This is a genomic window from Enterobacter cloacae complex sp. P18RS, assembly GCF_014982105.1.
In the GTDB taxonomy this organism is placed as follows: domain Bacteria; phylum Pseudomonadota; class Gammaproteobacteria; order Enterobacterales; family Enterobacteriaceae; genus Enterobacter; species Enterobacter hormaechei_C.
The window spans coordinates 52,198-79,011 of sequence record NZ_JADCKV010000002.1 but is presented as its reverse complement, the minus strand read 5'-3'; the positions used below and the strand labels follow the sequence as shown (position 1 = coordinate 79,011).

General features: G+C 55.9%; 17 protein-coding genes. 10 read left to right on the top strand and 7 right to left on the bottom strand.

Annotated elements, in window-relative coordinates:
- Window positions 1-88 precede the first annotated feature (88 nt).
- From arcB to lptF, 3 genes are all read right to left on the bottom strand, one after another.
- A complete protein-coding gene (gene arcB, locus INF61_RS00445; RefSeq protein WP_017382727.1) occupies window positions 89-2,422 on the bottom strand; it encodes an aerobic respiration two-component sensor histidine kinase ArcB in 2,334 nt (777 codons plus the stop codon).
- 137 nt (window positions 2,423-2,559) lie between these two features.
- Entirely contained in the window at window positions 2,560-3,642 is a 1,083-nt protein-coding gene (gene lptG, locus INF61_RS00440) for an LPS export ABC transporter permease LptG (protein ID WP_001147540.1), read from the bottom strand.
- Window positions 3,642-4,742: an LPS export ABC transporter permease LptF gene (gene lptF / locus INF61_RS00435; RefSeq protein WP_003861881.1), complete on the bottom strand. Its 1,101-nt coding sequence runs from the start codon at window positions 4,740-4,742 to the stop codon at window positions 3,642-3,644. The genes lptG and lptF overlap by 1 nt, the downstream gene beginning before the upstream one ends.
- A 265-nt stretch (window positions 4,743-5,007) precedes the next feature.
- Between lptF and pepA the strand changes: the two genes are divergently transcribed.
- The 3 genes from pepA (at window position 5,008) to INF61_RS00420 (ending at window position 9,935) form a co-directional block, all read left to right on the top strand.
- Window positions 5,008-6,519 (top strand): leucyl aminopeptidase, encoded by a 1,512-nt coding sequence (gene pepA / locus INF61_RS00430; RefSeq protein WP_003861882.1) that lies wholly within the window; start codon window positions 5,008-5,010, stop codon window positions 6,517-6,519.
- A gap of 117 nt (window positions 6,520-6,636) precedes the next feature.
- Complete coding sequence (gene holC, locus INF61_RS00425) at window positions 6,637-7,080, top strand: DNA polymerase III subunit chi (RefSeq protein ID WP_003861884.1); 444 nt, start codon at window positions 6,637-6,639, stop codon at window positions 7,078-7,080.
- Window positions 7,080-9,935: a valine--tRNA ligase gene (locus INF61_RS00420; protein WP_193547440.1), complete on the top strand. Its 2,856-nt coding sequence runs from the start codon at window positions 7,080-7,082 to the stop codon at window positions 9,933-9,935. Before holC ends, INF61_RS00420 begins: the two co-directional genes overlap by 1 nt.
- Window positions 9,936-9,974: 39 nt before the next feature.
- On the opposite strand, the gene INF61_RS00415 is transcribed toward INF61_RS00420, so the two are convergent.
- Window positions 9,975-10,499 carry a DUF943 family protein gene (locus tag INF61_RS00415; RefSeq protein ID WP_045141583.1) on the bottom strand — a complete coding sequence of 175 codons (525 nt, stop codon included), beginning with the start codon at window positions 10,497-10,499 and terminating at the stop codon, window positions 9,975-9,977.
- The gene (locus INF61_RS00410) at window positions 10,499-11,353 is read right to left on the bottom strand and encodes a DUF3289 family protein (RefSeq protein WP_193547439.1); all 855 of its coding nucleotides are present in this window, start codon (window positions 11,351-11,353) and stop codon (window positions 10,499-10,501) included. Before INF61_RS00410 ends, INF61_RS00415 begins: the two co-directional genes overlap by 1 nt.
- Window positions 11,354-11,557: 204 nt before the next feature.
- On the opposite strand from INF61_RS00410, the gene INF61_RS00405 reads away from it, so the two are divergent.
- Both INF61_RS00405 and INF61_RS00400 read left to right on the top strand, forming a co-directional pair.
- The gene (locus tag INF61_RS00405) at window positions 11,558-12,058 is read left to right on the top strand and encodes a GNAT family N-acetyltransferase (protein ID WP_193547438.1); all 501 of its coding nucleotides are present in this window, start codon (window positions 11,558-11,560) and stop codon (window positions 12,056-12,058) included.
- Window positions 12,059-12,141: 83 nt separating this feature from the next.
- Window positions 12,142-13,161, top strand: coding sequence for an NAD(P)-dependent alcohol dehydrogenase (locus INF61_RS00400; RefSeq protein WP_015571992.1), 1,020 nt, complete (start codon window positions 12,142-12,144; stop codon window positions 13,159-13,161).
- 92 nt (window positions 13,162-13,253) lie between these two features.
- On the opposite strand, the gene INF61_RS00395 is transcribed toward INF61_RS00400, so the two are convergent.
- The gene (locus tag INF61_RS00395) at window positions 13,254-14,900 is read right to left on the bottom strand and encodes a dihydroxyacetone kinase subunit DhaK (RefSeq protein WP_023304495.1); all 1,647 of its coding nucleotides are present in this window, start codon (window positions 14,898-14,900) and stop codon (window positions 13,254-13,256) included.
- A 137-nt stretch (window positions 14,901-15,037) separates the two neighbouring features.
- Between INF61_RS00395 and INF61_RS00390 the strand changes: the two genes are divergently transcribed.
- A complete protein-coding gene (locus tag INF61_RS00390) occupies window positions 15,038-16,540 on the top strand; it encodes a helicase HerA-like C-terminal domain-containing protein (protein ID WP_017693906.1) in 1,503 nt (500 codons plus the stop codon).
- Here INF61_RS00390 and INF61_RS00385 read toward each other — a convergent pair.
- A complete protein-coding gene (locus tag INF61_RS00385; protein WP_096152317.1) occupies window positions 16,520-17,461 on the bottom strand; it encodes a TIGR01212 family radical SAM protein in 942 nt (313 codons plus the stop codon). The genes INF61_RS00390 and INF61_RS00385 overlap by 21 nt on opposite strands.
- Before the next feature lie 687 nt (window positions 17,462-18,148).
- Between INF61_RS00385 and gltB the strand changes: the two genes are divergently transcribed.
- From gltB to INF61_RS00365, 4 genes are all read left to right on the top strand, one after another.
- Complete coding sequence (gene gltB / locus INF61_RS00380; protein WP_193547437.1) at window positions 18,149-22,609, top strand: glutamate synthase large subunit; 4,461 nt, start codon at window positions 18,149-18,151, stop codon at window positions 22,607-22,609.
- Window positions 22,610-22,618: 9 nt separating this feature from the next.
- Window positions 22,619-24,037, top strand: coding sequence for a glutamate synthase subunit GltD (gltD, locus tag INF61_RS00375; RefSeq protein ID WP_017382721.1), 1,419 nt, complete (start codon window positions 22,619-22,621; stop codon window positions 24,035-24,037).
- Window positions 24,038-24,224: 187 nt separating this feature from the next.
- Window positions 24,225-25,475, top strand: a complete 1,251-nt coding sequence (gene codB, locus INF61_RS00370) for a cytosine permease (protein ID WP_017382720.1) — start codon at window positions 24,225-24,227, stop codon at window positions 25,473-25,475.
- Window positions 25,465-26,757 carry a cytosine deaminase gene (locus INF61_RS00365; protein ID WP_032103289.1) on the top strand — a complete coding sequence of 431 codons (1,293 nt, stop codon included), beginning with the start codon at window positions 25,465-25,467 and terminating at the stop codon, window positions 26,755-26,757. Before codB ends, INF61_RS00365 begins: the two co-directional genes overlap by 11 nt.
- Window positions 26,758-26,814: the final 57 nt, after the last annotated feature.

The following is a 26,814-nucleotide window of genomic DNA, read 5'->3' as shown; positions in this document are numbered from 1 at the left end:
TCCATGCGAAAACAACCCACAAAAATCAGGCGCAGCCACGATTTCCCTGGTGTTGGCGCAGTATTCGCGCACCCCGGTATAGCCGGGGTCATTTTTTTCTGGCATCCACCCAGGCTTTCAGCACTGCCACATCGTTTTGCCACTCTTGTTTCATCTCTTCGACCCAATCACCTACGTTATCTTCCCAGGCAGGTAAATCAGGAGACTGAATCTGTTGGCCCAGCTGCTGGAGATGGCGTAACCCGACAGATCCTGCCGCGCCTTTGATTTTATGTCCCTCTTCGACGATGCCCTTCTGGTCACGCGCCGTCAGGTTGGATTCGAGCACGTTCAGATAGCCCGGCATCATTTTTTCGAACACGGCGAGGCCATCGGTGATCAGTTTTGGTCCCACCAGATCGATATACTGCTCCAGCATGGCGGTATCCAGTATCGTTTGGGCTTTAGCGCTATCAACAGACGTCATGGTGCTCTCCTCTTCATCACAGGTATCCCAGAACTTCTTGATCATCGCCGTCAGGGCGGGTACCGCCAGCGGCTTGCTGAGCACATCGTCCATACCGGCCTCGAGATACTCTTTTTTATCTTTCAACACGTTTGCGGTCAACGCCACCAGCGGCGGCAGCTCGTCAGGAGCATATTTGCGCGTCAGCTCGCGGGAGATATCCAGCCCGGTCATGTCCGGTAGCTGAATATCGAGCAGCACCAGGTCATACTCGCCCGGCGTGAACATCTCCAGCGCGGCTTTCCCGGTCATCGCCACATCCACGCTGTTACCGAGTTTTTCCAGTACCGACCGAGCGACAATGACGTTCAGCTCAATATCTTCCACCAGCAGAACGTGCAGGGCTGGCAGCGGCATATCGTCGTTCTCAAACGTATCTTCCACCTCTTCCGCCACGGCAGGCGCGTGGACGGTAAGCGTAAAGGTGGAGCCTTTACCCGGCTGGCTGGCAACGGTGATATCCCCGCCCATACTTTTCGCCAGACGTTTCGACACCGCCAGTCCAATGCCCGTACCGGTCGCCGGTTTACCGCCGTGGCTGTCTTTAACCTGATAATACATGGCGAAGATCTTATCCTGCTCCTCCTGAGGAATGCCGATACCCGAGTCCTCAACTTCAAAGTGCAGCATGTCGCCTTCGTCATAGCGAATGCGCACCGCAACCTGCCCCTTCTGGGTAAACTTCACGGCGTTGCTGATGAGGTTCCACAGGATCTGCCGCAGACGTGTGCCGTCCGTCACCACTTTATGCGGCAACGGCAGCGTTGGCTCCATCACAAAGCTCAACCCTTTTTGCTGAGCCTGTAAACCTGACAGGTTTTCCAGGTCCGCGAGGAAACCGGTAAAATCAACCGGCTGGTTGTCGAGCTGAACTTTACGGCGCTCCATCTTATCCATGTCGATAATATCATTGAAGATATTACCCAGCGTGACCGCCGAGACGTGGATCGTTTTCAGGTATTTTTCCTGCTCGCTGGTCAGCTCGGTATCCAGCAGAATGCGGCTCAGCCCCACAATGCCATTCAGCGGGGTGCGCAGTTCATGGCTGATGGTGGAGATGAAGGTGGTTTTATCCCGGCTGGCGCGCTCCAGCGCATCCTGATAGCGCTTACGCTCGGTGATATCGCGGCCAAAGCCCATCAGACCATGACGTTTCCCCACCCGGTCGTAATAAGGCACTTTGCGGATCTCAAAGCAGGCTTTGCGCCCGTCAGGATAGTCCAGCCACTGCTCATAGGTCAGCGAAACGTTATGGCGGAAGACCTTTTCATCCGTCTCCATCACTTTTGCTGCCGCCTCTTCGGAATAGACATCCTGAGGTTTCAGGTGGATCAGCTGCTTTTCGCTTTTCCCGGTCAACAGTTCCATGGCCCGGTTACAGCCGGAGAACTCTTTATCTTCATTACGGTAGAACACCAGATCCGGCGAAGCATCGAGGAACGAGCGCAGGAAAGAGGATTGCTGTTCAAGCTGGATCTGCGTCACTTCACGCTCTTTCATCTCAACTTTTAGCTGCTCAAGCGTGGTCTGACGCTCGGCTTCCGCCTTCTCACGGTCTGAAATTTCCTGATTCAGCTGGGCAATGTTGTCCTTGAGCTGGACGTTGAGTTTGAGATCGCGCTCGCGCATCTCTTCCAGCTTATCCACCAGTTTCGATAAACGCTGTCGGGACTCTTCCAGTTGCTCAACCACCACGGAGAGAAAATAGACCGCCCATGGGGTAATCAGCAGGCCAAAGAAAATAGAGCGGATCACGTCGATGCTCTCGACCTGACCATGCAGAACCATGGTCACGGCCATTTGCACGACGATGGCCAGAACGACCAGCGCCAGCGCCAGCAGCATGGAAAAACGCACCAGCCCGAGCTTCATCATCAGGTCGACGTAGTACTGGGCCAGCATTCGAATTTGCTTCATAGAGGATCCCTTCACGACTTTATCGCTCAATAATACTCAAATTCACGGCGAGGCGTTGAAGGTTGTGAGAAAAAGTGCGGGGTGAAACAGGAGATTAGCCTCGCCCCCGGGCAACCGGGAGCGAGGAAGAAGGTTTATCAGGAGCGTTTTAGCAGCATCCAGAGGCTGATCAGGAAGAAACTGGCGCTCGGCAACAGTGCGCCGATAATTGGCGGAATGCCATACACCAGCGTCAGCGGACCGAAAATCTGATCGAGGACGTAGAACACAAAACCAAAGCTGATACCGGTTACCACGCGAACCCCCATCGGCACGCTACGCAGCGGTCCAAAGATGAACGACAGCGCCATCAGCATCATCACGGCCACGGACAGCGGCTGGAAGATTTTGCTCCACATGTTGAGCTGGTAACGCCCCGCATCCTGTCCGCTCGATTTCAGATACTTCACGTAATTATGCAGACCGCTGATGGAGAGCGCATCGGGATCGAGCGCTACCACCCCAAGCTTGTCCGGCGTCAGGTTGGTTTTCCAGGTACCGCTAACGGTCTGCGAACCGGTGATCTGTTTCGGGTTCGTCAGGTCAGATTCATCAACCTGGGATAACCGCCAAAGCTTGTTGTTCGCATCAAATTTAGCGGAGGCGGCATAACGCACCGACTGTAAACGACGATCGTTATTGAAGGCATAGATACTCACGCCGCCCAGTTCATCGTCCCCTTTCACGCGTTCGATATAGACAAAGTTCTGACCATCTTTCGCCCATAATCCCTGCTGCGTGGAGAGCAGTGAACCGCCGTACATAGCCTGAGCACGGTAGTTACGCGCCATCTGTTCGCCCTGCGGCGCGACCCATTCGCCAATCGCCATGGTCAACAGCACCAGCGGGATCGCGGTTTTCATCACCGACAGCGCAACCTGCATACGGGTAAAACCCGATGCCTGCATAACCACCAGCTCGCTACGCTGAGCCAGCATCCCCAGGCCCAGCAGCGCCCCCAACAGGGCCGCCATCGGGAAGAAGATCTGCACATCTTTTGGTACGCTGAGCAGGGTATACATCCCGGCGCCCAACGCGTCGTAACTCCCCTGCCCGGCTTTTTTCAACTGGTCGACAAATTTGATAATGCCCGAGAGCGACACCAGCATGAACAGGGTCATCATGATGGTGGTGAAAATCGTTTTACCGATATAGCGGTCAAGTACGCCAAACGCCTGCATTAGATGGCTCCTTTACGCGTAAACCGGGCACGAAGACGACGCACAGGCACCGTGTCCCACAAGTTGAGTCCGACTGCCAGCAGCAGATACAAACCATTCACGACCCAGGTCCAGATCATCGGGTCAATTTTTCCTTTCCCGCCGTTAGACTTGATTGAGGTTTGCAGCAGGAAGAATACCAGATACAGCAGCATCGCTGGCAGCATCGACAGCACGCGGCCCTGGCGCGGGTTTACCACGCTCAGCGGAACCACCATCAGCGCCATCATAAATACGGTGAAGACCAGCGTGATACGCCAGTGCAGTTCAGCACGCGCACGATCGGTATCGGTATTCATTAAGGTGCGCATATCCATCTGCTCAGTATCCGTGGGATCGAGCGCGACGGCCTGATGGCCAATGATGGCCTGGTAGTTCTGAAAATCGGTAATACGGAAGTCGCGCAGCATAGCCGTGCCTTCGAAACGCGTTCCTTTGTTCAGCGTGACAACCTGAGAGCCGTCTTTACGCTGAGACAGCTGACCGGAGTCCGCCACCACCACAGAAGGCCGGGCGTTACCTTTCGGGCGCAGTTGAGCAAGAAACACGTCATTGAAGCGGTTGCCATCGACGCTTTCGATAAACAGCACGGAGTTACCGTCGGTCGCCTGCTGGAACTGCCCCTGCGCCAGCGCCGCCAGCCCCGGGTTAGCTTTTGCTTCCGCCAGCACCTCATCCTGATGTCGAGAGGAGGTCGGCCCCGCCCACATGACGTTAACCGCGGCAACAATGCCCGTAAACAGCGCCAGCACCATGGCTGCTTTTACCAGTACGGCTTTACTGAGGCCGCAGGCATGCATCACGGTGATTTCACTTTCGGTATAGAGCTTACCCAGGGTCATCAGCAGACCAAGGAACAGGCTTAACGGCAGGATAAGCTGCGCCATTTCCGGCACGCCAAGCCCGAGCAGGGAAAGCACCAGATTCGTTGGGATTTCGCCATCAACCGCCGCGCCGAGGATCCTGACCAGCTTCTGACAGAAAAAGATCAGAAGGAGGATAAAGAGGATCGCCAGTTGGCTCTTCAGCGTCTCCCGAACCAGATATCTTATGATTATCACTTTAAATACGCCCGTTAAAACTCGTCTTATGCAGGAATTTAGCTTGTTTCATGGCTTAAACGTCATTTATTCTCTTGAGTCGTCGAAATCATCGCTAAGATTAAAAAACCCGGCGGATTCGCGCTTCATGACATTTATTGACGTGTCGAAACCGTAGTAACGTAAGATTAACACGAAGTCACCACAACGGCGGACATGAGTTACGAAAGGTTTCAATTCTATCCGTAGCCGCCGCCGTTGTCTTTAAGATTCAGGAGCGTAGTGCATGGAGTTCAGTGTAAAAAGCGGTAGCCCGGAGAAACAGCGGAGTGCCTGCATCGTTGTGGGCGTCTTTGAACCACGCCGACTCTCCCCGATCGCCGAGCAACTCGATAAAATCAGCGACGGCTATATCAGCGCCCTGCTGCGCCGTGGCGAACTGGAAGGCAAACCAGGGCAGACCCTGTTGCTGCACCATGTTCCGAACGTCCTGTCCGAGCGTATTCTGCTGATTGGCTGTGGTAAAGAACGTGAGCTTGATGAGCGCCAGTACAAGCAGGTTATTCAGAAAACCATTAATACACTGAATGATACTGGTTCGATGGAAGCCGTCTGCTTCCTGACGGAGCTGCACGTTAAGGGCCGCAACACGTACTGGAAAGTGCGCCAGGCCGTCGAAACCGCAAAAGAGAGCCTCTACAGCTTTGATCAGCTGAAAACCACCAAAAGCGAGCCGCGTCGCCCGCTGCGTAAAATGGTCTTTAACGTGCCAACCCGTCGCGAGCTGACCAGCGGCGAGCGCGCCATTCAGCACGGTCTGGCCATTGCCGCCGGTATTAAAGCGGCAAAAGATCTTGGCAATATGCCGCCAAACATCTGTAACGCCGCGTACCTGGCGTCTCAGGCGCGCCAGCTGGCTGACGCGTACAGCAAGAACGTCATCACCCGCGTTATCGGCGAACAGCAGATGAAAGAGCTGGGGATGCACTCTTATCTGGCGGTCGGTAACGGTTCCCAGAACGAATCCCTGATGTCGGTCATTGAGTACAAGGGTAATCCGTCTGAAGATGCGCGTCCCATCGTGCTCGTCGGTAAAGGGCTGACCTTCGACTCCGGCGGTATCTCCATCAAGCCTTCAGAAGGCATGGATGAGATGAAGTACGACATGTGCGGCGCGGCGGCGGTTTACGGCGTCATGCGCATGGTCGCGGAACTTCAGTTGCCCATCAACGTGATCGGCGTGCTGGCGGGCTGCGAAAACATGCCTGGCGGCCGCGCTTATCGTCCGGGTGATGTGCTGACCACCATGTCCGGCCAGACCGTTGAGGTGCTGAACACCGACGCCGAAGGCCGTCTGGTGCTGTGCGACGTGCTGACCTACGTTGAGCGCTTCGAACCTGAAGCGGTGATCGACGTGGCTACGCTGACCGGCGCCTGCGTGATTGCGCTGGGCCACCACATCACCGGCCTGATGTCGAACCACAACCCGCTGGCGCATGAGCTGATCGGCGCGTCCGAGCAGGCCGGCGACCGCGCGTGGCGTCTGCCGCTGGGGGACGAGTTCCAGGAACAGCTGGAGTCTAACTTCGCAGACATGGCGAACATCGGCGGTCGTCCTGGCGGAGCAATTACCGCGGGCTGCTTCCTGGCGCGCTTTACCCGCAAGTACAACTGGGCGCACCTGGACATCGCGGGGACCGCATGGCGCTCCGGTAAAGCCAAAGGCGCGACCGGACGTCCGGTGGCGCTGCTGTCGCAGTTCCTGCTCAATCGTGCGGGTTTTAACGGCGACGAGTGATGTAAAACGCCGGGTGGCGGCTACGCCTTACCCGGCCTACACGCCACTCAACCGTAGGCCGGGTAAGCGAAGCGCCACCCGGCTTTGCATTTAAATCCATGACAAGAAGCCCCATATATGAAGAATGCAACGTTCTACCTTCTGGACAATGACACCCATCAGGATGGCCTCAGCGCCGTTGAACAGCTGGTGTGTGAAATTGCCGCAGAACGTTGGCGCGCAGGTAAACGCGTCCTGATTGCCTGTGAAGATGAGCAGCAGGCGATTCGCCTGGATGAAGCGCTATGGGCGCGCCCGCCGGAGAGTTTTGTTCCGCATAACCTGTCGGGCGAAGGTCCACGCGGCGGGGCACCGGTGGAGATTGCCTGGCCGCAAAAACGCAACAGCAGCGCGCGCGACATTCTCATTAGCCTGCGGACAGACTTTGCAGATTTTGCCACCGCTTTCACAGAAGTGGTAGACTTTGTCCCTTACGAAGAATCCTTGAAACAACTGGCGCGCGAACGCTACAAAGCGTACCGCCTGGCCGGTTTTAACCTGAATACGGCAACCTGGAAATAATGGAAAAGACATATAACCCACGCGATATCGAACAGCCGCTTTACGAGCACTGGGAACAGCAGGGCTATTTCAAGCCTAACGGCGACGAAAGCAAAGAGTCCTTCTGCATCATGATCCCGCCGCCGAACGTCACCGGCAGTTTGCATATGGGGCATGCTTTCCAGCAGACCATCATGGATACCATGATCCGCTACCAGCGCATGCAGGGCAAAAATACCCTGTGGCAGGCGGGGACTGACCACGCGGGTATCGCGACCCAGATGGTGGTTGAGCGTAAAATTGCCGCTGAAGAGGGTAAAACCCGCCACGACTACGGTCGCGACGCGTTCATCGACAAAATCTGGCAGTGGAAGGCAGAATCCGGCGGCACCATTACCCGTCAGATGCGCCGTCTCGGCAACTCCGTAGACTGGGAGCGCGAGCGCTTCACCATGGATGAAGGCCTGTCCAACGCCGTGAAAGAAGTCTTTGTGCGCCTGTACAAAGAAGACCTGATTTATCGTGGCAAGCGCCTGGTCAACTGGGACCCGAAACTGCGCACCGCCATCTCTGACCTGGAAGTGGAAAACCGCGAGTCTAAAGGCTCCATGTGGCACATCCGCTATCCGCTGGCCGACGGCGCAAAAACCGCCGACGGTAAAGATTACCTGGTGGTGGCGACCACCCGTCCGGAAACCCTGCTGGGCGATACCGGCGTGGCCGTTAACCCGGAAGATCCGCGTTATAAAGATCTGATCGGCAAATTCGTGGTGCTGCCGCTGGTGAACCGCCGTATTCCGATTGTGGGCGACGAACACGCCGACATGGAAAAAGGCACCGGCTGCGTGAAAATCACCCCGGCGCATGACTTCAACGACTATGAAGTCGGTCGTCGTCATCAACTTCCGATGATCAACATTCTGACCTTCGACGGCGATATCCGCGAAAGCGCAGAAGTGTATGACACCAAAGGCAACGAATCCGACGTTTATTCCAGCGACATCCCGGCTGAGTTCCAGAAGCTGGAGCGCTTTGCCGCGCGTAAAGCCATCGTAGCCGCCGTTGACGCACTCGGCCTGCTGGAAGAGATTAAACCTCACGATCTGACCGTGCCGTACGGCGACCGTGGCGGCGTGGTTATCGAGCCAATGCTGACCGACCAGTGGTACGTGCGTGCCGACGTGCTGGCGAAACCGGCTGTTGAAGCGGTTGAGAACGGCAGCATCCAGTTCGTGCCGAAGCAGTACGAAAACATGTACTTCTCCTGGATGCGCGATATTCAGGACTGGTGTATTTCCCGTCAGCTGTGGTGGGGTCACCGTATCCCGGCGTGGTACGACAACAAAGGCAATGTCTACGTTGGCCGCACCGAAGAGGAAGTGCGTCAGGAAAACAACCTGGGCGCTGACGTTGCCCTGCGCCAGGACGAAGACGTGCTGGATACCTGGTTCTCCTCCGCACTGTGGACCTTCTCTACCCTCGGCTGGCCGGAAAACACCGACGCGCTGCGTCAGTTCCATCCAACCAGCGTGATGGTATCCGGCTTCGACATCATCTTCTTCTGGATCGCCCGCATGATCATGATGACCATGCACTTCATCAAAGACGAAGACGGCAAGCCGCAGGTTCCGTTCCATACCGTCTACATGACCGGCCTGATCCGCGACGACGAAGGCCAGAAGATGTCCAAATCCAAGGGTAACGTTATCGACCCGCTGGATATGGTGGACGGTATCTCTCTGGAAGAGCTGCTGGAAAAACGTACCGGCAACATGATGCAGCCGCAGCTGGCGGAGAAAATCCGCAAGCGTACCGAGAAGCAGTTCCCGAACGGGATCGAATCTCACGGTACCGACGCCCTGCGCTTCACCCTGGCGGCGCTGGCCTCCACCGGTCGTGACATCAACTGGGATATGAAGCGTCTGGAAGGTTACCGTAACTTCTGTAACAAGCTGTGGAACGCCAGCCGCTTCGTGCTGATGAACACCGAAGATCAGGATTGCGGCTTTAACGGCGGCGAAATGACCCTGTCTCTGGCAGACCGCTGGATCCTGGCGGAATTTAACCAGACGGTGAAAGCATTCCGCGACGCGCTGGACAGCTACCGCTTCGACATCGCGGCAGGCATCCTGTACGAATTCACCTGGAACCAGTTCTGCGACTGGTACCTGGAGCTGGCGAAGCCGGTCATGAACGGCGGTTCTGAAGCGGAACTGCGCGGCACGCGTAATACGCTGATTACCGTTCTGGAAGGTCTGCTGCGCCTTGCGCACCCGATCATTCCATTCATCACCGAAACCATCTGGCAGCGCGTGAAGGTGATTGCCGGTATTAATGCCGATACCATCATGCTCCAGCCGTTCCCGGCATTCGACGCCGCGAAAGTGGATGAAGCCGCATCTGCGGATACCGAGTGGCTGAAACAGGCGATCGTTGCGGTACGTAACATCCGCGCGGAAATGAACATCGCTCCGGGTAAACCACTGGAGCTGCTGCTGCGCGGTTGCAGCGAAGCTGCCGTTCGTCGCGTCACCGAGAACAACACCTTCCTGAAAACCATGGCGCGTCTGGAAAGCATCACCGTGCTGCCTGCCGATGACAAAGGTCCGGTTTCCGTGACCAAAATCATCGACGGCGCGGAGCTGCTGATCCCGATGGCGGGCCTGATCGACAAAGATGCGGAGCTGGCGCGTCTGGCGAAAGAAGTGGCGAAAGTCGACGTGGAAATTGGCAAAATCGAAAGCAAACTGGCGAACGAGGGCTTTGTGGCCCGCGCGCCGGAAGCGGTCATCGCCAAAGAGCGTGAGCGTCTGGTTGCCTTCGCCGATGCGAAGACCAAACTGATCGAGCAGCAGGCGGTTATCGCGGCGCTGTAATATCATGAAAACACCGGAGACTCTCTCCGGTGTTTTCTTTTATAACGCATTTTTTATTCGCACCAACTTCCCGTCCGGCATGGTTATCCAGTAATACTCACTCTTGCTGAAGGAGAATTTTTCATAGTAACCTTGCTCATAATCCACGCTCATAAGCATATTTTTCTCAACACAATGTTTTTCTGTTTCCTTTATCGGAGGCAGGCAATACATATCGCCATCCCCTGAGCTTGCAAAATCAGTAAAGCCATCACCGATATCCCAAAAGGTAATGTTATAGCCATCGGATGATGGTATGTGATAAAGGTTTTTCAGTTCTTCTTTATGATCCAGATACCAATGAATACGTCCCCACTCCGTTAAAGCCAGATGGTCTACCAGGATTCCATAGGCCTCAAATTTTCTGTCTTTGCTGGCAAACTCCTTGAGGACAAATCCGGGATCATACTCAGCATGGCTACCGGCGCGGATGATAGTCACTGGTCGTTGAGTCCAGAGTAAATAGCAGGTTATCAACAGCACCAGGCTAAGAAAAGCCGCTTTACGTTTCCGATGATTCAGCATCAAACGCCACCGTTTATATGAATATAAGCTCTAAAATTTGTCATGAAGGGTTTAAATGCATAATCGCGATGTCGTTGCAAAAAAAACCAAATGCGGAAGAAGCGAAAGTTCTTATAGAAGTCATTTGTAATATCTTCCGTCCCAAGACCAAAATGATCCTGTCCGGTAAATAACAGCCCCCCCTCCCAGGATACAGCATTGCGATGGAAACTTTCCAGGCTGACCTTCTGGGCATAAATATCATGTACGCTTATTCCCAACCCATTAAACCTATCGATGAAACGGTTAAATTTTGGCAGCCTGACGTTTCTAGTGATGTGTCCGCTTAAAGCCGTAAGAAAATTAAAATCAATCCCTATCTGCTGTTTCAGATAGAAACGTTCATTTATCTCCGTCTGAATGCAATGCAACAAATGATTTGTTTCTGTACCTCTAATCACTTCTGCATATGCTCTACTCAGACGCTCACTGTGCCATGATCCTCCATTACCGTAATGAAAATGATTAATCAACTCACCTATAAGCGGGGCGTATGGCCCGTGAGCAAATTGTGTCGAGAGTTCTATCATCTCATCAAACATAATCTCAGCGCAGCGCTGACGGCTAAGTGACACACCCTGCGGTTTCCGTAGGCCGAAGTCCGCCACCCGAGGACTATAGAAATTATTCGCATTGAATTGCAAACACCTGAACGGGTCTACCCGCGCAGAAATGTCCTCAAGTCCTAATAACTGGAAATCCCTATCGACTAAATCTCCACACTGCATATCATCTACATAATAGTTTTCAAAACGGTGGAACGTGGAAAAAACTTCACACGGCAAAGACATTGATAAAAGCGTATCTATATTCATAATTCATCATCCTGATAAATAATAACAGCGCACTTCACAACAACAGAAAATAATATAACTTTGAAAAAGAGAACATGAGCGAAATGGTATAAACACCATGTGGATGATGAAAATTCTTCCCTGTCATTATCTCTGCCTTGCATGATTGTAAAGAGGGTGGTATCAAATATCACTATGATGAATTTTTATTGATTGAGTAACAAAATGAGCTCCACGCAGTCCCTCCCTACACTCCGCCGGATATCCGCCAGCGACAACCCGGCTATCGCCGCCGTTATCCGCACGGTTTCTGCCGAATATGGCCTGACCGCCGACAAAGGCTACACCGTGGCCGACCCAAATCTGGACGAACTTTTTCAGCTGTACAGCCAGCCGGGCCATGCCTACTGGGTCATTGAACAGGACGGCCAGGTCGTGGGCGGCGGCGGCATTGCCCCACTGCTTTGCAGCGAGCCGGATATCTGTGAACTCCAGAAAATGTATTTCCTGCCAACGATACGCGGACAAGGCCTGGCGAAAAAGCTGGCGCTGGTCGCCCTGGAACATGCACGCTCACAGGGCTTTAAACGTTGCTACCTTGAAACCACCGCTTTCCTTAAAGAGGCCATTGGCCTGTATGAACATCTCGGCTTTGAGCATATCGATGCGCCACTGGGCTGCACGGGCCACGTGGACTGCGAAGTCAGGATGCTGAAAAGTCTGTAAGTTTTGTTCCTGCCGTCTTCTGTTAAGCGTCTGTAAACTGAATGCTCTACACTCACAGTTCACACCAAAACAGGGGAAATGCGATGTCGAAGATAAAAAGCTACGCCGCACCGCAGGCGGGTGCAGAACTTGAGCTGTACGAGTACGATGCGGGCGAACTAAAAGCGGAAGACGTCGAAGTACAGGTTGATTACTGCGGGATCTGCCACTCAGATCTCTCGATGATCGACAATGAATGGGGCTTCTCCAGCTATCCGCTGGTGGCCGGGCACGAAGTCATTGGCCGCGTCGTGGCGCTCGGCAGCGCCGCGCAGGACAAAGGGCTGAAAGTGGGCCAGCGCGTGGGTATCGGCTGGACGGCACGCAGCTGCGGCCACTGCGACGCCTGTATCAGCGGCAATCAGATCAACTGCCTTGAGGGCGCTACGCCGACCATCCTGAACAAGGGCGGTTTCGCCGATAAGCTGCGCGCCGACTGGCAATGGGTTATCCCGCTGCCGGACAGCATTGATATCGAATCCGCCGGTCCGCTGCTCTGTGGCGGTATCACCGTCTTTAAACCGCTGCTGATGCATCACGTCACCGCCACCAGCCGCGTGGGCGTGATCGGGATTGGCGGTCTGGGCCATATCGCCATCAAGCTGCTGCACGCGATGGGCTGTGAAGTGACGGCGTTCAGCTCTAACCCGGCGAAAGAGCAGGAAGTGCTGGCGATGGGTGCGGATAAAGTGGTGAACAGTCGCGATCCCCAGGCGCTCACCGCTCTGGCAGGCCAGTTTGACCTGATCATCAACACCGTCAACGTCGATCTCGACTGGCAGCCGTACTTTGAAGCCCTGGCCTACGGCGGTAACTTCCACACCGTGGGTGCGGTGATGAAGCCGCTGCCGGTTCCGGCGTTTACCCTGATCGGCGGCGATCGCAGCATATCCGGCTCTGCTACCGGCACACCATATGAGTTACGCAAGCTGATGAAGTTTGCCGGACGCACAAAAGTGGCGCCAACCACCGAGCTGTATCCGATGTCAAAAATCAACGAAGCGATCCAGCACGTGCGCGACGGCAAAGCCCGCTACCGCGTGGTGTTGAAAGCGGATTTCTGATGTGAGATTGCCGGGGAATGTGCGGCCTGATGCCCTCACCCCAACCCTCTCCCACAGGGAGAGGGCGCAAACACTAAAAACGGTAACGGTTGTTACCGTTTTGCATCTACCATGGTCTTAAACACTTCCGCCACCGCGACCGCCCCCGGATCCATCACCCCGTCCAGATTCTCTTTATTCACGTACGACGAGCGTCCCGCGCCGGCTTTCGCCATTTTCGCCGTTGCTTCAGCCCCTTGCTGCGCGGCCTGCGCTGCCGCCTGAATATTGCCTTTCTGTAACGCCTCCAGCGCCGGTTGCAGGGCATCGATCAGCGTACGATCGCCGAGATCTGCACCGCCATACTGCTTCATCTGCGCCAGTCCGCTCAGCAATGCTTCAGGTAGCGACTGTCCATCGTGAAGCTTTTGTCCTGCCGCAGTGAAGAAGATCGACATCAATACGCCGCTCGATCCGCCCATTACCGTTGCCAGCCGCTCGCCAACCAGCAGGAGTAATGTCGGCACGTCGTTAAGGGGCAGGTTGTTCTCCTCAAGTCGCTGCGCAATATCCCGCGCCCCTTGCGCAAAGGTGGAGCCCGTATCGCCATCGCCTACTTTGGCATCCAGCGCGTTAAGGCGATTTTCCAGCTGGATCAATGTTTTCGTTACCGAGGCGACGGCCTCGCTCACCTGCGGATTGTCCGACGGGGTATATTCCACGCGATCATGAAGGGCGCTATGGGGGACGGTACGCAGGGGCGCGAACGCGACGGGCTTCTGCCAGCCCAGCGTCTCGACCTCGGCGTGAATCGCCTTCTCGAAGAAATCGTTGAGCTTTAACAGCGTTAGCGAAAAGCCTTTCATATCCAGAGCACTCACCAGCGGCGCCGGGCCAATCAGATACGCAATGTTCTCTTTCAACGCCGAATGCGCCAGCTCTTTGGTGAGCAGAGCCATCTCCAGCGCTGACACGCCGCCGAGGTTGTTGATCAGCACCGCAAAGCGCCCGTCACCCGCCTGGGCTTTTAGCGGCATCACCAGCGTATCGATAATCGCCCTGCTGTTCTGCGTATCCACCACCGATGCCCCCGGCTCGCCGTGAATCCCCAGCCCCAGCTCCACGTGGCCTTGCCTGATGCGTCCTTCTTCATCATCGCTACCCGGCAGGTTACAGGTTTGCATCGCAACCCCCAGGCTCCAGAGGTTATCGCAGGCCTGTTGCGCAATATCCCGCACGTCGTTTAGCGATTTCCCCTGTTCTGCCGCATATCCCGCAATCTTATGCACCAGCGCCGTTCCCGCGATACCACGCGGCTGCTTGTTATCCGGTAGGGCGATATCATCCGCCACGATAACCATCTCGACCTTCAGGCCGTAGCGTTTGGCTTTTTCCGCCGCCAGGCCAAAGTTAAGCCGGTCACCGGTGTAGTTTTTCACAATCAGCAGGCAGCCACGATCGCCCGTCACCGCCACAATGGCATTGAGGACCGCATCGACGCTTGGGGAAGCGAACAGATCGCCACACACCGCTGCGGTAAGCATGCCTTTACCGACGAACCCGGCATGTGCTGGTTCATGGCCGGAGCCGCCACCGGAGATCACCGCCACGCGGCTTTTATCCCAGTCGCCGCGAGCCACCACGCGGATGGCCGGATCGATATCCAGTTTGACGAGATTACCGTGCGGCGCGGAGAGAAGTATGCCTTCAATGGCATCGTTGACAAGCTGTTTGCGGTCGTTAAAAAAGAATCTGGACATAGTTTCCCAAAATTTTGTTTACCGTATGCAAAAGCATAGTCCGCACTGGATAATGCGCCGCAAAGTGAGGAATTTACGCAGACATTTTGCCGTCAGGTTGCCTATACTCCACCCAGGACTACGAGAGGACGTGCATCATGAGTACACCATTGTTAATCGCCAGGACGCTGGAAAAAGAGCTGTTTTTACTGCCCGCGATGGCGAACCGTCATGGCCTGATCACCGGCGCGACCGGGACGGGAAAAACCGTCACCCTGCAAAAGCTGGCTGAGTCGTTGTCAGAGACTGGCGTGCCGGTTTTTATGGCTGACGTGAAGGGCGATTTAACCGGGGTGGCTCAGGAAGGTGCAGCGTCAGAAAAACTCCTCGAGCGCCTGAAAAATATCGGCATCACGGACTGGACGCCGCACGGTAATCCGGTGGTGGCCTGGGATATCTTCGGCGAAAAAGGCCATCCGGTGCGCGCCACCGTCTCCGACCTCGGCCCGCTGCTGCTGGCCCGTCTGCTTAACCTCAACGACGTGCAGTCCGGGGTACTGAACATTATCTTCCGTATCGCCGACGATCAGGGGCTACTGCTGCTCGACTTCAAAGATCTGCGCGCCATCACCCAGTACATTGGCGATAACGCCAAATCCTTCCAGAACCAGTACGGCAATATCAGCAGCGCCTCGGTGGGCGCCATTCAGCGCGGGCTCCTGACGCTGGAGCAACAGGGTGCCGAACACTTCTTCGGCGAGCCAATGCTGGATATCAAAGACTGGATGCGTACCGACAGCAGCGGCAAAGGCATCATCAACATTCTGAGCGCAGAGAAGCTCTACCAGATGCCGAAGCTTTACGCCGCCAGCCTGCTGTGGATGCTCTCTGAACTGTACGAACAACTGCCGGAAGCAGGCGATCTGGAAAAACCCAAACTGGTGTTCTTCTTTGACGAAGCGCACCTGTTGTTTAACGACGCGCCGCAGGTGCTGCTGGATAAAATTGAACAGGTTATCCGCCTGATCCGCTCCAAGGGTGTCGGGGTCTGGTTTGTGTCGCAAAACCCGTCGGATATTCCGGACAACGTACTGGGGCAGCTGGGTAACCGCGTGCAGCACGCCCTGCGCGCCTTTACGCCGAGAGATCAGAAAGCGGTGAAAGCCGCGGCGCAAACCATGCGCGCCAATCCGGCCTTTGATACCGAAACCGCCATTCAGGCGCTGGGTACCGGTGAAGCGCTGATTTCGTTCCTCGATGCAAAAGGCAGCCCGACAGTTGTCGAGCGTGCGATGGTGATTGCGCCCTGCTCGCGCATGGGGCCGGTAACGGACGATGAACGCAACGGCCTGATTAATCACTCCCCGGTGTACGGGAAGTATGAAGACGAGGTGGATCGCGAATCCGCGTTCGAGATGCTGCAAAAAGGGGTGCAGGCGACTGCCGAATCGCAGGATGCCCCTGCCGCAAAAGGGCAATCTGTTGCCGTGGACGACGGCATTCTCGGCGGGCTGAAAGATATTCTGTTCGGCAGCACCGGGCCACGCGGCGGCAAACGCGATGGCGTGGTTCAGACCATGGCAAAAAGCGCGACGCGTCAGATTACCAACCAGATAATACGCGGCATGCTGGGAAGTCTGCTAGGCGGCCGTCGCCGGTAGCGGGGGAACCCACGGGCGGCCAAGCGCCGACCCCTGTACGCCGTTCTCCTGTAGATAGCGGTCGATTTCCAGCATCCCCGTCCAGCGGTTCTCACACCAGAGCGGTGCCAGAAGCGTTGGGCGGCGGGCGCTGGCCGAGATGCGGTGGTAAACAATCTCCGGAGGCGTGTGGCGAATCATCTCCCCCGCCGTCACCGTATAGTCGTCGAGTTCGATACCACTTAACCGCCCCGCTTCCCAGGCTTTCGCCATTATGCTGCCCTTCACGATATGCAGCGGATGCAGCTTAATGCCATCCACGCCGGTCTCGACGACTTTTTCCAGCGTTTCCAGCCCGTGCTGCTGCCCTTCTCCTGGCAAGCCGACAATCAGATGCGAGCAGACTTTTAATCCACGCTCACGGGCGAGACGCGTGGTGCGCTGGTAGCAGGCGAAATCATGCCCGCGATTGATACGGTGCAGGGTTTTGTCATGCGCGGTCTGCAAGCCCAGCTCCAGCCAGATCTCGTAGCCCTTCTCTTTGTACTCACTAAGTAAATCCAGCACGGCCTCCGGCACGCAGTCCGGACGCGTCCCCACGCACAGCCCGACAATGTTCGCTTGAGCAACCGCCTGCTGATACATCGAGCGCAGCACCTGCACCTCAGCCCACGTGCTGGTGTAGGCCTGGAAATAGGCCAGATACTGCTTCGCGCGATTCACCAGACTCGCCTGATGGGCGAGCTGTTCAGCGATAGATTTATGCTGCTGGGCCTCGTCAGCAAACGAGGCCACGTTACAGAAAGTGCAGCCACCACGCCCGATGGTGCCATCGCGATTCGGGCAGCTAAAGCCGCCGTGCAGCGTCAGTTTGTGAACCTTTTGCCCATAGCGCTGCAAAAGATCCCCACCAAACATATTGACTAATTTCTGTAACTGCATAATCTGATAGACCGTCCCGAAGAAAGGGGACAAGCCTGCCATTTTTAGCCTCTGTCGGCGATGACCTGGATCAATCGCCCTGGACGGCCTTTATCTGTTTGAATAAATAATCACGATTACCGAGATTTCATTCACCCTGTACGTAATTACTTTTCCTTATGTTCTGATGGTTTTTTTCATTTATAGCGCCAGGACTGAAAAACAGTGATTTTATGCGGGTTTGAATGCAACACCAGATTAATATTCTGCTATAAATCTGCATTTCAGCACGCTGCATCGATAATACCGCTTTCATATAGTGAGTCAGATCACACTCCCCTGCACCTCCCCGGTGCTTTAAGTGGTTGTAAAAATAGTTAAATACATATTAAAAACAAAAAGATAACTACGCTTTAGCACATTTTTGTATAAATAAGATTGCCATTTGACCTGTGTACCAATTCCCGATAAGTTGGAAATCCGCTGGAAGCTTTCTGGATGAGCGGCCTGCTCATCATATTTATGCAGTAATTGAGATTCCCTCTGAAGCAAGTCCTCAAACTTGTTTACCTGCGCGAAAGGATGAAAAAGAGGGCGAATGCGAGGTCCGCGTATGAAACGCTAACCCCGTCGCCATGCTCTTTCTGCGCCTGTGCGCCACGGTAAAGTTCAGTGGGAAGCCCGACGAGCCTGGGGAGGTTCACTGATATGTTGTACGATAAATCCCTTGAGAAGGATAACTGTGGTTTCGGCCTGATCGCCCACATAGAAGGCGAACCTAGCCACAAGGTAGTGCGTACTGCTATTCACGCACTGGCCCGTATGCAGCACCGTGGCGCCATCCTTGCCGATGGTAAAACCGGCGACGGTTGCGGCCTGCTGCTGCAAAAACCGGATCGTTTCTTCCGTATCGTAGCGGAAGAGCGCGGCTGGCGTTTAGCCAAAAACTACGCTGTCGGTATGCTGTTCCTGAATCAGGATCCTGAAAAAGCTGCCGCGTCGCGCCGCATCGTTGAAGAAGAACTTCAGCGTGAAACCCTGTCGATTGTCGGCTGGCGCGATGTGCCAACCAACGAAGGGGTGCTCGGTGAAATCGCCCTCTCCTCGCTGCCTCGTATTGAACAGATTTTTGTCAATGCGCCTGCGGGCTGGCGTCCGCGTGATATGGAACGCCGTCTGTTTATCGCCCGCCGCCGCATTGAAAAACGTCTCCAGGACGATAAAGAGTTCTACGTCTGTAGCCTCTCTAACCTGGTGAACATCTATAAAGGTCTGTGTATGCCGGCTGACCTGCCGCGCTTCTACCTGGACCTGGCGGACCTGCGTCTGGAATCGGCCATTTGCCTGTTCCACCAGCGCTTCTCCACCAACACCGTTCCACGCTGGCCGCTGGCGCAGCCGTTCCGCTACCTGGCGCATAACGGCGAGATCAACACCATCACCGGCAACCGTCAGTGGGCCCGCGCCCGTACCTATAAATTCCAGACGCCGCTGATCCCGGACCTGCACGATGCCGCGCCGTTCGTGAACGAAACCGGCTCGGACTCCAGCTCCATGGATAACATGCTGGAACTGCTGCTGGCGGGCGGGATGGACATCGTGCGCGCCATGCGTCTGCTCGTGCCACCGGCCTGGCAGAACAACCCGGATATGGACCCTGAGCTGCGCGCGTTCTTCGACTTCAACTCCATGCACATGGAGCCGTGGGACGGCCCGGCGGGCATCGTTATGTCCGACGGTCGTTTTGCCGCCTGTAACCTGGACCGTAATGGTCTGCGTCCGGCGCGCTACGTTATTACCAAAGACAAGCTCATCACCTGTGCCTCTGAAGTCGGGATCTGGGATTACCAGCCAGACGAAGTGGTCGAGAAAGGCCGCGTCGGACCGGGCGAGCTGATGGTGATCGACACCCGCGGTGGGCGTATTCTGCATTCCGCCGAAACAGACAACGATCTGAAGAGCCGCCATCCGTACAAAGAGTGGATGGAGAAAAACGTGCGTCGTCTGGTGCCGTTTGAAGATCTGTCGGACGAAGAAGTGGGCAGCCGCGAGCTGGACGATGACACCCTCGCGAGCTTCCAGAAGCAGTTTAACTACAGCGCGGAAGAGCTGGACTCGGTTATCCGCGTGCTCGGTGAAAACGGCCAGGAAGCGGTCGGCTCAATGGGTGACGATACCCCGTTTGCCGTGCTCTCCAGCCAGCCACGCATTATTTATGACTACTTCCGTCAGCAGTTTGCGCAGGTCACTAACCCGCCAATCGATCCGCTGCGCGAAGCCCACGTCATGTCGCTGGCCACCAGCATCGGCCGTGAGATGAACGTCTTCTGTGAAGCTGAAGGCCAGGCGCACCGTCTGACCTTTAAATCACCGATCCTGCTGTACTCCGATTTCAAACAGCTCACCACCATGACCGAGGAGCACTATCGCGCCGACACGCTCGATATCACCTTCGACGTGACCGAAACGAGCCTCGAAGAGACGGTGAACGCGCTGTGCGATAAAGCCGAGCAAATGGTGCGTAACGGCACCGTTCTGCTGGTGCTGTCTGATCGCAACATCGCGAAAAACCGACTGCCGGTGCCTGCGCCAATGGCGGTGGGGGCTATCCAGACGCGTCTGGTCGACAAGAGCCTGCGCTGCGATGCCAACATCATTGTTGAAACCGCGAGCGCCCGCGATCCGCACCACTTTGCCGTGCTCTTAGGCTTCGGTGCGACGGCGATCTACCCGTACCTGGCCTACGAAACGCTGGCCCGCCTGGTGGATACCCGCGCGATCGACAAAGACTACCGCGCCGTGATGCTGAACTACCGTAACGGCATCAACAAAGGTCTGTACAAGATCATGTCCAAAATGGGCATCTCGACCATCGCCTCTTACCGCTGCTCGAAGCTGTTTGAAGCGGTCGGCCTGCATGACGAGGTCGCGAATCTCTGCTTCCAGGGCGTGATCAGCCGTATCGGCGGCGCCGGTTTTGCTGACTTCCAGCAGGATCTGGTGAACCTGTCGAAGCGCGCCTGGCTGGCACGTAAGCCGCTGGAACAGGGCGGTCTGCTGAAATATGTCCACGGGGGTGAGTATCACGCTTATAACCCGGACGTTGTGCGCACGCTGCAACAGGCGGTGCAGAGCGGCGAGTACAGCGATTATCAGCAGTATGCAGAGCTGGTGAACAACCGTCCGGCAGCGACGCTGCGCGATCTCATTGCCCTCAATCCAGGTGATGAAGCGGTCAGCATTGACGAGGTTGAACCCGCGTCTGAGCTGTTCAAACGTTTCGACACCGCGGCGATGTCTATCGGCGCGCTGAGCCCGGAAGCGCACGAAGCGCTGGCGGAAGCCATGAACAGCATCGGCGGCAACTCCAACTCCGGGGAAGGCGGTGAAGATCCGGCCCGCTACGGCACCAATAAAGTGTCCCGTATTAAGCAGGTGGCGTCTGGTCGCTTTGGCGTAACGCCTGCGTACCTGGTTAACGCCGACGTGATTCAGATTAAAGTCGCGCAGGGTGCGAAACCGGGTGAAGGCGGTCAGCTGCCGGGTGATAAAGTCACCCCATACATCGCTAAGCTTCGCTATTCAGTGCCGGGCGTGACGCTGATCTCCCCGCCGCCGCACCACGATATCTACTCTATCGAGGATCTGGCGCAGCTGATTTTCGACCTGAAACAGGTCAACCCGAAAGCGATGATCTCCGTGAAGCTGGTTTCCGAACCGGGCGTTGGCACCATTGCCACCGGCGTGGCGAAAGCCTATGCGGATCTGATCACCATCGCCGGTTACGACGGCGGCACCGGCGCAAGCCCGCTCTCCTCCGTGAAATACGCGGGTTGTCCGTGGGAGCTTGGCCTGGTGGAAACCCAGCAGGCGCTGGTCGCTAACGGCCTGCGTCACAAGATCCGTTTGCAGGTGGACGGCGGACTGAAAACCGGCCTCGACATCATCAAAGCGGCGATTCTGGGAGCGGAAAGCTTCGGCTTTGGTACCGGCCCAATGGTTGCGCTCGGCTGTAAATACCTGCGTATTTGCCACCTGAACAACTGTGCAACGGGCGTTGCTACCCAGGACGAAAAGCTGCGTAAAAATCACTACCACGGCCTGCCGTTCAAAGTGACCAACTACTTTGACTTCATCGCCCGTGAAACCCGCGAGCTGATGGCGCAGCTGGGCGTGAAGCGTCTGGTAGACCTGATTGGCCGTACCGACCTGCTGAAAGAGCTTGAGGGCTTCACGGCCAAGCAGCAGAAGCTGGAGCTGTCTAAGCTGCTGGAAACCGCTCAGCCGCATCCTGGCAAAGCGGTTTACTGTACCGAGAACAACCCGCCGTTCGACAACGGCGTGCTGAACGCACAGCTGCTGCAACAGGCGAAGCCGTATGTGGATGAGAAGCAGAGCAAAACGTTCTGGTTTGATATCCGCAACACCGACCGTTCCGTGGGTGCGTCCCTCTCCGGTTACATCGCGCAAACGCACGGTGACCAGGGTCTGGCGTCGGATCCGATTACCGCGCACTTCAGCGGTACCGCGGGTCAGAGCTTCGGCGTGTGGAACGCAGGCGGAGTTGAGTTATACCTGACCGGCGATGCCAACGACTACGTCGGAAAAGGCATGGCGGGCGGTCTGCTGGCGGTGCGTCCTCCGGTTGGTTCAGCCTTCCGCAGCCATGAAGCGAGCATCATCGGCAATACCTGTCTGTACGGCGCAACCGGCGGTCGTCTGTTTGCCGCGGGCCGTGCGGGCGAACGTTTTGCGGTGCGTAACTCCGGCGCCATCACCGTGGTGGAAGGCATCGGCGATAACGGCTGTGAATACATGACGGGCGGAATTGTGTGCGTCCTGGGTAAAACCGGCGTGAACTTTGGCGCGGGCATGACGGGCGGTTTTGCCTACGTCCTGGATGAAGACGGTGAGTTCCGCAAACGCGTGAACCCGGAGCTGGTGGAAGTGCTGGACGTTGATACGCTGGCCATCCACGAAGAACACCTGCGCGGTTTAATTACCGAACACGTGCAGCATACCGGTTCTTCGCGCGGCGAAGAGATCCTGGCCAACTGGCCGGCGTTCTCTGCGAAATTCGCGCTGGTGAAGCCGAAGTCCAGCGATGTTAAAGCCCTGTTGGGTCACCGTAGTCGTAGCGCAGCAGAGCTGCGCGTGCAGGCGCAGTAAGGAATTCAGATGAGCCAGAACGTTTACCAGTTTATCGACCTTCAGCGTGTTGATCCGCCAAAGAAACCGCTGAAGATCCGTAAAATTGAATTTGTTGAAATCTATGAGCCGTTTTCAGAAGGCCAGGCCAAAGCACAGGCAGACCGCTGCCTGTCCTGCGGTAACCCTTACTGCGAATGGAAGTGTCCGGTCCATAACTACATCCCGAACTGGCTGAAGCTGGCCAACGAAGGGCGTATTTTTGAAGCCGCCGAGCTGTCTCATCAGACCAACACCCTGCCGGAAGTGTGCGGCCGCGTGTGCCCTCAGGATCGTCTGTGTGAAGGCTCCTGTACGCTGAACGACGAGTTTGGCGCGGTAACCATCGGCAACATCGAACGCTATATCAACGATAAAGCGTTCGAGATGGGCTGGCGCCCGGATATGACCGGTGTGCGTCAAACCGACAAGCGCGTAGCGATTATCGGCGCGGGCCCGGCAGGCCTGGCCTGTGCGGACGTGCTGACCCGTAACGGCGTGAAGGCGGTGGTCTTTGATCGCCACCCGGAGATTGGCGGCCTGCTGACCTTCGGTATCCCGGCCTTCAAGCTGGAGAAAGAGGTGATGACCCGCCGCCGCGAAATCTTCACCGGCATGGGCATTGAGTTCAAACTCAACACCGAAGTGGGCCGCGACGTGCAGCTCGACGACCTGCTGAAAGATTACGACGCCGTGTTCCTGGGCGTAGGCACTTATCAGTCCATGCGCGGTGGTCTGGAGAACGAAGATGCGCCAGGCGTGTACGACGCGCTGCCGTTCCTGATTGCGAATACCAAACAGCTAATGGGCTACGGCGAGACCGCCGATGAGCCGTTCGTCAGCATGGAAGGCAAACGCGTGGTGGTGCTGGGCGGCGGTGATACCGCGATGGACTGCGTGCGTACCTCCATTCGCCAGAATGCGGCGCATGTCATCTGTGCCTACCGTCGTGACGAAGAGAACATGCCGGGCTCTAAGCGCGAAGTGAAAAACGCACGTGAAGAGGGCGTCGAGTTCCAGTTCAACATCCAGCCTCTGGGTATTGAAGTGAATGCCAACGGTAAAGTGAGCGGCGTGAAGATGGCGCGCACGGAGATGGGTGCGCCAGATGCGAAAGGCCGTCGTCGCGCGGAGATCGTGGCCGGTTCTGAACACGTGATCCCGGCTGACGCCGTGGTGATGGCGTTTGGTTTCCGTCCTCACAGCATGGAGTGGCTGGCGAAGCACAGCGTAGAGCTGGACTCTCAGGGCCGCATCATTGCGCCAGAAGGCAGCGATAACGCGTTCCAGACCAGCAACCCGAAAATCTTCGCCGGTGGCGACATCGTTCGCGGCTCTGACCTGGTGGTCACGGCGATTGCCGAAGGCCGTAAAGCGGCTGACGGGATCATGAACTTCCTGGAAGTGTAAGCCCCTCTGACTCCCCGGCAGAAGCATAAAGCGGAACGCTGGGGAGCCTGTTTTCAGTAGCCTACCCTTAAGTTAATGGTGCCTTTTTAAGCAAAAAAGCAGCGTAAATCCCGACGTAAACGTTTGCTTTCGTGAAAAAAATGTATATTATGCGGCGGATTTTTTGGCCAAAATTCAAGGAGGCGTTGTGTCGCAAGATAACAATTATAGCCAGGGCCCCGTCCCTCTGGCGGCGCGGAAAGGCGTGGTTCCACTCACTTTTGTGATGTTAGGGTTAACGTTTTTTTCCGCCAGTATGTGGACCGGAGGCACGCTCGGTACCGGTCTTTCCTATAATGATTTCTTCCTTGCAGTTCTCTTCGGCAATCTCCTCCTCGGTATTTACACTGCTTTTCTTGGCTACATTGGCGCAAAAACCGGCCTCTCAACCCATCTTCTTGCGCGTTACTCTTTCGGTATAAAAGGTTCCTGGCTTCCCTCCATGCTTTTAGGCGGTACGCAGGTAGGATGGTTTGGCGTCGGCGTAGCGATGTTTGCCATCCCGGTGAGTAAAGCCACGGGCATCGACGTGAACATCCTGATTGCGGTTTCCGGCCTGTTGATGACGTTAACCATTTTTTTTGGCATCTCTGCACTGACGATTTTATCCATCATCGCCGTACCCGCTATCGTCATCCTGGGTAGCTACTCCGTCTGGCTGGCGGTGGACGGCGTGGGAGGATTGGACCACCTCAAATCCATTGTGCCGCAGACGCCGCTCAACTTTTCCAGCGCGCTGGCGCTGGTTGTAGGCTCGTTTATCAGCGCAGGCACGCTGACCGCCGACTTCGTCCGCTTTGGCCGCAATGCCAAAGGTGCCGTTCTGGTGGCGATGGTGGCATTTTTCCTTGGCAACTCGCTGATGTTTATCTTCGGTGCGGCAGGCGCTGCCGCCGTAGGACAGGCCGATATTTCTGACGTGATGATCGCCCAGGGACTGCTGCTGCCGGCCATTGTCGTTCTTGGCCTGAATATCTGGACCACCAATGACAACGCGTTGTACGCCTCTGGTTTGGGTTTCGCCAATATTACTGGCCTTTCCAGCCGTACGCTGTCGGTGGTTAATGGCATTATCGGTACGCTGTGCGCGCTGTGGCTATACAACAACTTCGTTGGCTGGCTGACCTTTTTGTCGGCAGCGATTCCGCCGATTGGCGGGGTGATTATCGCCGACTACCTGATTAATCGCCGCCGCTATGCCAGCTTCGACCACGCAAAATTTGTGTCCGTTAACTGGATTGCCATTTTCTCGGTCGCCCTGGGTGTTGCTGCCGGGCACTACATTCCGGGAATTGTCCCCGTTAACGCAGTATTGGGTGGCGTCTTCAGCTATTTGGTGTTAAACCCATTCGCCAAACGTACCCTTGCTAATCCTTCGGAGGTTTCCCATGCAGAATAATTCCCTCACTATCCGTCAGGCCCGTTTGCAGGGGCAAGAGGGTTTATGGCAAATCACGATTGAGGACGGACGCTTCAGCCGTATCGATCCTCAGGAAACCGCCTCTGCGCCAGTCGGTCAGGTGCTGGACGCCGAATGCGGGCTGGTTATCCCTCCTTTCATCGAGCCGCATATCCATCTGGATACAACGCAAACGGCGGGTGAACCGAACTGGAACCAGTCCGGCACGCTTTTCGAGGGAATCGAGCGCTGGGCCGAACGCAAGGCGATGCTTACCCACGAAGACGTTAAAACTCGCGCGATGCAGACCCTGAAGTGGCAAATCGCCAACGGCATTCAGTACGTACGTACACACGTTGACGTCTCGGACCCCACCCTTACGGCACTGAAAGCCATGCTGGAGGTGAAGCAGGAAGTCGCCCCGTGGGTCGATATGCAAATTGTGGCATTCCCGCAGGAAGGCATTCTTTCTTATCCGAACGGTGAAGAACTGCTTGAGGAAGCCGTGCGTTTAGGGGCGGATGTCATCGGCGCAATCCCCCACTTTGAATTTACGCGTGAATATGGCGTTGAGTCGCTGCATAAAACGTTTTCCCTGGCCAGAAAGTACGACCGACTGATCGATGTCCACTGTGATGAGATTGATGATGAACAATCGCGCTTCGTTGAAACCGTTGCCGCACTGGCACATCGTGACGGAATGGGTTCACGCGTGACCGCCAGCCATACCACGGCGATGCACTCCTATAATGGCGCGTATACGTCCCGACTGTTCCGCCTGTTAAAAATGTCAGGCATTAACTTCGTGGCAAACCCGCTGGTTAACACGCATTTGCAGGGCCGTTTCGATACCTATCCCAAACGCCGAGGCATCACACGCGTCAAAGAAATGCTTGAAGCGGAGATCAACGTCTGCTTTGGTCATGACGACGTTTTCGATCCGTGGTATCCGCTGGGAACCGCGAATATGCTTCAGGTTCTGCATATGGGGCTGCACGTTTGCCAACTGATGGGTTACGGGCAAATAAATGATGGGCTTAACCTGATCACTACCCACAGCGCGAAAACGCTCGATTTGCAGGACTATGGCGTGCGCGTTGGGAATACAGCAAACCTGGTGATTCTCCCGGCAGAGAATGGGTTTGATGCAGTTCGTCGCCAGACGCCGGCACGATACTCTGTTCGCCACGGCAAAGTGATTGCCGAGACGGTGCCCAGCCAGACAACCTTGCACCTGACGCAGCCGGAAGCGGTGACGTTTAAGCGCCGGAATATCGAATAACATTGCCGGATGGCGGCTGCGCCTTATCCGGCCTGCAAATTACGTTATGCCCGCAGG

Excerpts from the sequence above, each read along its gene's own strand:
- arcB (WP_017382727.1), bottom strand. The coding sequence starts at position 2,422 with ATGAAGCAAATTCGAATGCTGGCCCAGTACTACGTCGACCTGATGATG.
- lptG (WP_001147540.1), bottom strand. The coding sequence starts at position 3,642 with ATGCAGGCGTTTGGCGTACTTGACCGCTATATCGGTAAAACGATTTTC.
- pepA (WP_003861882.1), top strand. The coding sequence starts at position 5,008 with ATGGAGTTCAGTGTAAAAAGCGGTAGCCCGGAGAAACAGCGGAGTGCC.
- holC (WP_003861884.1), top strand. The coding sequence starts at position 6,637 with ATGAAGAATGCAACGTTCTACCTTCTGGACAATGACACCCATCAGGAT.
- INF61_RS00420 (WP_193547440.1), top strand. The coding sequence starts at position 7,080 with ATGGAAAAGACATATAACCCACGCGATATCGAACAGCCGCTTTACGAG.
- INF61_RS00415 (WP_045141583.1), bottom strand. The coding sequence starts at position 10,499 with ATGCTGAATCATCGGAAACGTAAAGCGGCTTTTCTTAGCCTGGTGCTG.
- INF61_RS00410 (WP_193547439.1), bottom strand. The coding sequence starts at position 11,353 with ATGAATATAGATACGCTTTTATCAATGTCTTTGCCGTGTGAAGTTTTT.
- INF61_RS00405 (WP_193547438.1), top strand. The coding sequence starts at position 11,558 with ATGAGCTCCACGCAGTCCCTCCCTACACTCCGCCGGATATCCGCCAGC.
- INF61_RS00400 (WP_015571992.1), top strand. The coding sequence starts at position 12,142 with ATGTCGAAGATAAAAAGCTACGCCGCACCGCAGGCGGGTGCAGAACTT.
- INF61_RS00395 (WP_023304495.1), bottom strand. The coding sequence starts at position 14,900 with ATGTCCAGATTCTTTTTTAACGACCGCAAACAGCTTGTCAACGATGCC.
- INF61_RS00390 (WP_017693906.1), top strand. The coding sequence starts at position 15,038 with ATGAGTACACCATTGTTAATCGCCAGGACGCTGGAAAAAGAGCTGTTT.
- INF61_RS00385 (WP_096152317.1), bottom strand. The coding sequence starts at position 17,461 with ATGCAGTTACAGAAATTAGTCAATATGTTTGGTGGGGATCTTTTGCAG.
- gltB (WP_193547437.1), top strand. The coding sequence starts at position 18,149 with ATGTTGTACGATAAATCCCTTGAGAAGGATAACTGTGGTTTCGGCCTG.
- gltD (WP_017382721.1), top strand. The coding sequence starts at position 22,619 with ATGAGCCAGAACGTTTACCAGTTTATCGACCTTCAGCGTGTTGATCCG.
- INF61_RS00365 (WP_032103289.1), top strand. The coding sequence starts at position 25,465 with ATGCAGAATAATTCCCTCACTATCCGTCAGGCCCGTTTGCAGGGGCAA.